Raw genomic sequence first — 6,262 nt, 5'->3', positions numbered from 1 at the left:
GCGCAGGAGCAGCGTCATCCAGCGCTTCAGAATCCCATTCAGCAGGAGTTACCAACTCGTTACGCCAACCTAGTACTTTGAGGCTTTCCAGCGTGTAGGTCAGCCTAAAAAGGTCACTTTGTTGCCGCATTTCACCGCCGCATGAGCGCCAGACATACTCAAGATGAGATTTAAGCTTGGCCCCGATACCTTGCTTACGGCCTTTGTCCAACAGCAGTTGGATATCAATCGCGACTGTTTTGGGAAAACGCTTCTGCTTTTGGGCGGTAGCCAGCCAGCGAACAATAAAAAGATGCTCTGCCATTGGGGAAGTCACAGCACCGTCCTGAACAGCGGTCTGTAACGCAACAAGAGCACAGAAAGCGAGGTGGGCTAGGTCGCGGGTAGTTTGATCGGGATGTGTAACCATTGATATCGCTAAGCTGATTAAAATTGATGCTGATGGTATCTAGGCTTGGTGGCAGTGGCAAGCTGAGGCTGGAGAGGGTAAAATGGATAGAATGATTAAGGTTAATGCTCATAACAGAAAAACACCGTAAATTCAGATAGTTAATTAAATGTAGGTTAAAATTAAGGTTTTTACATTAATGCTTAAAAAAACTATTAGAATCAAAGGTAAAAATGTAATGCGCCATTACGGTATTAAAGGGTAACCCGCCAAGTGAGCGTGTTTTTATTGTGTGAAGCAGGCGCCGATCCCGGCGCCTTGTCTATTCTGGCCGATCGCTGGCAGTTAACTAGTGACGAAGATGCGTCGATGGCGTTGGTGCTGACGCCAGAACGGTTGGAGCTGCGAAAGCGCGACGAGCCAAAGCTTGGCGCTATCTACGTTGATTTTATCTCTGGCCCAATGGCGCACCGGAGACGTTTCGGCGGTGGCCGTGGCGAAGCGGTGGCCAAAGCGGTAGGGATTAAAGGCAGCTATGTGCCCAGCGTGGTGGACGCCACTGCCGGGTTAGGGCGTGATGCGTTTGTGTTGGCGTCGCTGGGTTGCCAGGTTCGCATGTTGGAGCGTGATCCGGTCGTCGCTGCGTTGCTGGAAGACGGCTTGCAACGTGGTTATCAGGACGCGGAGATCGGCCCTTGGCTGCGCGAGCGCATGACGTTACTTCACGCCTCCAGCCTGACGGCGCTGAGCGATCTCGATCCACGCCCGGAAGTGGTGTATCTCGATCCGATGTATCCGCATAAGCAGAAGAGTGCGCTGGTGAAAAAAGAGATGCGGGTATTTCAGTCGCTGGTGGGCAGTGATGATGATGCCGATGGTTTGCTGGAGCCTGCCCGCAGGCTGGCCACCAAACGGGTTGTGGTGAAGCGCCCTGACTATGCACCACCGCTGGCCGACGTTCCCGCCCATGCTGCCACGACGACCAAGAATCACCGTTTCGATATTTATATGCCTTTGTAAGATAAGCATTTGGCCCCTCACCCTAACCCTCTCCCAAAAGGAGAGGGGACCGAATGTGCCACAACTTGCCTTGTTCGTTTGACCTTTGTTGCTGTAATTGCCCAACTTAATTTCATCACTGTTGCAGCTCCCTCTCCCTGTGGGAGGGTTGGGATGAGGGGTCTTCATTGAACTTCCTCACATTTCCCATGTTCATTCTGCAATGTCACTGGTAACGCTGAGATGTGCGTCGCATAATCCTGTTTAATTACAATCAACTATAATGAAACTTCATGATGAAAAAGACGCTGCTTTCCCTACTGCTTTGCTTGAGTACCTCTGCCATGGCCGCTGAACCGGTAAATATCACCATTCTGGGCACCTCCGATCTGCATGGCACCTTCGTGCCTTGGGATTACTCCACCGACACCGAGAACCTGGCGGGCAGCCTCAGCCAGATTGCCACTCAGGTACATAAAGTCCGTGCCCAGCAGCCAAACGTGATCCTGGTAGACGCCGGGGACACCATTCAGGGCAATTTTGTTGAAACCTTTAAGAATGACAAAACCAGCCCGATGATCCTCGGCTTTAACGCGTTGGACTACGACGTATGGGTGATGGGCAACCACGAGTTCGATTTTGGCCTGAAAGCGCTGGCAACCCCACTCAGCCAGTTCAAAGGCACCGCGCTGGCGGGCAATATCTTCTGGGACAGCGGCAAGCCTTACCTGCCCGCCTATAAGATCGTTGAGCGGCAGGGGGTGAAGATTGGCATTATCGGCATGGATACGCCGATGACCGCCGAATTTGCCAAGGGCACCGATCGCATCGACGGCCTGACGTTTACCGATCCAGTGCAGGCGGTGAAAAAGGTGATCCAGCAGATCCACGGCCAGGTGGACGCCATCGTGCTGGTGGCTCATATGGGGATCGACAATGAGAACCAGCGGCCGGGCACCGGCGTGGGCGATATCGCGCGGGCCAACCCAGAGCTGGCGGCGATCGTTGCCGGGCATATGCACGTTAAGGTGGATAAAGAGGTGATCAACGGCGTGATCGTCACCGAGCCGGACAAATATGGCCGTGCGCTGTCGCGTATCGATCTGCAATTTGAGCAGCAAAATGGCAAATACGTGCTGATCAATAAAGACAGCTACACCTACCCGATCAAAGGCGTCACCTCCGACAAAAAGCTCGAAGAGATCTACCAGCCGTTCCATACCATCCTGCGTGCCAACGCCAACCGGCCGATTGCCCAACTGACTGGCCAGGATCTGGTGCCGCCAGATGCGGTGAAAGGCATCCCACAGGTGCATATTCAGGATACCGGCATCAGCGCGCTGTATCAGGAGGCTGCCCGTCACTATGCGCCTAAGGCGCAGGTGATTGCGTTGCAGATTGATAACGACAGGCCGAAGCTGAACGTGGGCACCATCACCGCCAAGGACATCGCCTTCAACTATCAATATGCCGGTGGTGAAATCACCGTCTACCAACTGACCGGTAAGGAGCTGAAAAAGTATATGGAATGGTCAGCGGACTACTTCAACCAGCAGCATGAGGGCGATGTCACCTACAGCTTCAACCCACAGCGCCGTGCGTCCAAATACTCTACCAATGACTTCTTTGACGGCGTGACCTATACCATCGATCTGCGTAAACCCGTTGGGCAGCGCATCACCGAGTTGAAATTGAACGACGGCACCCCGGTGACCGACAGCACGCCGATCCAGTTGGGGATGAACAGTTACCGCATGGGTCACCTGACGCAGAAAGGTGGCGTACTGGAAGGGATGCAGTTCCCGGTGCTGTCAGATACCAAGGCGGAATTTGGTGAGGAAGCGGGGACTATCCGTAATCTCACCATTCGCTATCTGACCGAGGTGAAGAAGGGCGAGTATCAGGGCAAGGCGATGCACCGCTGGAAGCTGGTGGGGCTGGAAGGGTATGAACGTGAGCGCAAGATTGTGGACAAGTTGCTCAATGACGGCAAAATTAGCGTGCCCACTACCGATGATGGGCGCTATACCAACGTGGCCTCCATCAACGTCAAAGAACTGCTGTTTAGCGATCCGCAAAAGATGAAGCAACAGGTTGCGGCACTGCAACAGCAGGCGCAAGCGGCGACCGATCCGGTCATCAAACAGCGGCTGAACGATCGGCTGGTGATTGTTGAAGCCATTAATTGAAGCTAAGCTACGGTTAACATGATAAAAAAATGCCGGCATATTCGCCGGCATTTCTCATTCAAGGGTAAGGTTAGAGTACGCCCTGAGCCAGCATCGCATCGGCAATCTTCACGAACCCGGCAATGTTGGCGCCGTGTACGTAATGTGTCTGCTTGCCTTCGCCGCCGTAGTCGACGCAGGACTGATGAATATCCGCCATGATGTGACGTAAGCGGATATCGACTTTCTCGGCGCGCCAGTTAAGGCGTGCGGCGTTTTGCGCCATTTCCAGCCCGGAAGTAGCAACACCACCGGCGTTGGCGGCTTTGCCCGGCGCGAACAGCACGCCTGCTTCCAGGAAGGCATCGGTAGCCTGGATAGTGGTTGGCATATTAGCGCCTTCAGCCACGGCTTTGACCCCGTTGCGGATCAGAACCTGTGCGGCGTCCAGATCCAGTTCGTTCTGGGTGGCACAAGGCAGGGCGATATCCACCGGCACGTTCCACGGGCTCTCACCGGCCAGATAGGTCAGGCCACGCTCGCGGGCGTAATCGGCAACCCGGCCGTAGCGCTGGTTTTTGATTTCGGCCAGATGCGCCAGTTTTTCAGTTGTGAAGCCTGCTTCATCCACCACGGTGCCGCCGGAATCGGAAACGGTGATCACTCGCGCATCCAGCTCCAACGCTTTCTCAATGGTGTATTGCGCCACGTTACCGGAGCCGGAAACCGCAACACGCATCCCTTCAAAGCCCAGACCATGGCGCTGCAGCATTGAATCGGTGAAGTACACCAGGCCGTAACCGGTAGCTTCCGGGCGGATCAGACTGCCGCCAAACGATAGGCCTTTGCCGGTGAATACGCAGCTGGTGTTGTTGGACAGTTTTTTCATCATGCCGGCCATAAAGCCCACTTCGCGGCCACCTACGCCGATATCCCCGGCTGGCACGTCGGTATCCGGGCCCAGGTGACGATAAAGCTCGGTCATCAGCGATTGGCAGAAGCGCATGATTTCGCCCTGGCTTTTGCCTTTGGGATCAAAGTCTGAGCCGCCCTTGCCGCCGCCCATTGGCAGCGTGGTCAGAGCATTCTTGAAGGTCTGTTCGAAACCGAGGAACTTCAGAATGGAGGTATTAACCGAAGGGTGGAAACGCATCCCCCCTTTGTACGGCCCAATGGCGGAGTTGAACTGGATACGGTAGGCGCGGTTTACCTGAACTTTGCCCTGATCGTCGATCCAACTGACGCGAAACTGAATGATACGCTCAGGCTCTACCAGGCGCTCTAACAGTGCGTGGTCACGATAATGAGGGTTACGTTCGATGAATGGCCACAGAGAGGTAAATACTTCACGCACTGCCTGCAGATATTCCGGTTGATGCGAGTTATGACGTTGTAAGGATTTTAGAAAGGATTCTAGCGATACAGCCTGTTCCATGGATAGCTCCTGTTTAGCATATTGGTTCCCCTGTTTTTATGATGTGTCTCACAGTTGGGGAGGATGTTGTGTCTACCTCGACTATATCACTGTGGGGTGGCTGATTAACAAGCAATAAATAACAGGAAACCATGAAAAACGCCCGCGCAGGGCGGGCGTTGGCCAAACAGGTTAGCGAATACTTACTTTTCTTCGTCGCGCAGCGGCACAATCAGCATATCGATGTGTACCGTATTGATTAACTGGCGCGCAGAGGACATCAATTTGCTCCAGAAATCCTGGTGGTGTCCGCACAGTACCAGGTCCATATCGTATTTTTTAATCGCATCAACCAGCACCTGCGCCAGATCGCCGCTGCCGCTCAGGGTTTCGGTGATGGGATAGCCCGCATTTTGCGACAGCTCGGTTAATGCATGGTGGGTTTCTTCGGAAATACGCTTTTGCATATCGCCAAGATTGACGTCGATCAGGCCGGTGTACAGATCGGAATAGTTTACATCAACGTGGATCAGAGAGACTTTGGCATTGTACGGCCGCGCCATTGAAACCGCTTTCTCGACCAGGATTTTGCTTTCCGGTGATAGGTCAACCGCAATCAGTATGTGTTTGTAAGCCATGAGAATACTCCTTCCATATAATGCCGATTAAAGGGGGCAGGCATTCAGTGTTCCAGCTTGGCGCTTTCGCCTTACCTGCATAGTACCATCCAGATAACACAATGATATGTTGGGGCGATCACACTGCATCGCATCAATCACCCTTGTTTATACGTTTACCCCACCGTTTTACACCGCCAGGGCAAAAAATCCTATGGCTTATGCGGCTATCCACCATTTGACCGATTGAATTATAAGCATTGTTGCTCAAAGTATAGCTTATGACGGTTATCCGAGCGGAGAGCGGGTAGATGAAGAATTTAGTCCTGACTGTAAATTTTATACGGTGCTGGGATCTGTTTGCGTTTGATTATTCTACACTAGTGAATGTGGGCCTCACTTATTTCCTCTGATCGTTGCAAGGCCTGTTCATCAAGCGGTCAGAGGTTGTGGGTATCTTCGGGCCCGTAAGGTGCTAGGGGGATGGGAGCCAAGGCTCCGGCAGCATAAGGTATGAAGTAGGGCCGTTGGCCCGGCGGGTGTCCGGGATAACAACGCCTTGAGGGGGCTATCATGATTAGTACCGTCGCGCTGTTTTGGGCATTGTGTGTGGTCTGTGTGATTAACATGGCCCGGTATTTTTCTTCTCTGCGTGCGCTGCTATTTGTTTTACGCG

At 53.3% G+C, this 6,262-nt stretch carries 5 protein-coding genes and 1 pseudogene; 3 read left to right on the top strand and 3 right to left on the bottom strand.

All coding sequences use genetic code 11. From position 1 onward, the window contains the following. A partial coding sequence (locus ACLQ7H_RS16000) for a DUF2913 family protein (RefSeq protein WP_411753528.1) occupies window positions 1-409 on the bottom strand: 409 nt, incomplete at its 3' end. A 252-nt stretch (window positions 410-661) separates the two neighbouring features. Here ACLQ7H_RS16000 and rsmJ point away from each other — a divergent pair. Further along, the gene (gene rsmJ / locus ACLQ7H_RS15995; protein WP_411753527.1) at window positions 662-1,408 is read left to right on the top strand and encodes a 16S rRNA (guanine(1516)-N(2))-methyltransferase RsmJ; all 747 of its coding nucleotides are present in this window, start codon (window positions 662-664) and stop codon (window positions 1,406-1,408) included. 275 nt (window positions 1,409-1,683) lie between these two features. Next, window positions 1,684-3,576, top strand: coding sequence for a bifunctional metallophosphatase/5'-nucleotidase (locus ACLQ7H_RS15990; protein ID WP_411753529.1), 1,893 nt, complete (start codon window positions 1,684-1,686; stop codon window positions 3,574-3,576). A gap of 70 nt (window positions 3,577-3,646) precedes the next feature. Here the strand turns inward: ACLQ7H_RS15990 and gdhA are convergent, their stop codons facing one another. Continuing rightward, on the bottom strand, window positions 3,647-4,990 hold the full coding sequence (gene gdhA / locus ACLQ7H_RS15985; RefSeq protein ID WP_411753526.1) for an NADP-specific glutamate dehydrogenase: 1,344 nt from the start codon (window positions 4,988-4,990) through the stop codon (window positions 3,647-3,649). Between the two features lie 182 nt (window positions 4,991-5,172). Further along, on the bottom strand, window positions 5,173-5,607 hold the full coding sequence (gene uspA, locus ACLQ7H_RS15980; protein WP_021181773.1) for a universal stress protein UspA: 435 nt from the start codon (window positions 5,605-5,607) through the stop codon (window positions 5,173-5,175). A 552-nt stretch (window positions 5,608-6,159) separates the two neighbouring features. Here uspA and ACLQ7H_RS15975 point away from each other — a divergent pair. Beyond that, window positions 6,160-6,262: pseudogene (locus tag ACLQ7H_RS15975) on the top strand (universal stress protein UspB); the annotation flags it as partial.

Source organism: Serratia sp. (in: enterobacteria) (assembly GCF_046715635.1).
Classification (GTDB): domain Bacteria; phylum Pseudomonadota; class Gammaproteobacteria; order Enterobacterales; family Enterobacteriaceae; genus Chania.
The sequence above is the reverse complement of the archived record's forward strand: the minus strand, read 5'-3'. Positions and strand labels throughout refer to the sequence as shown.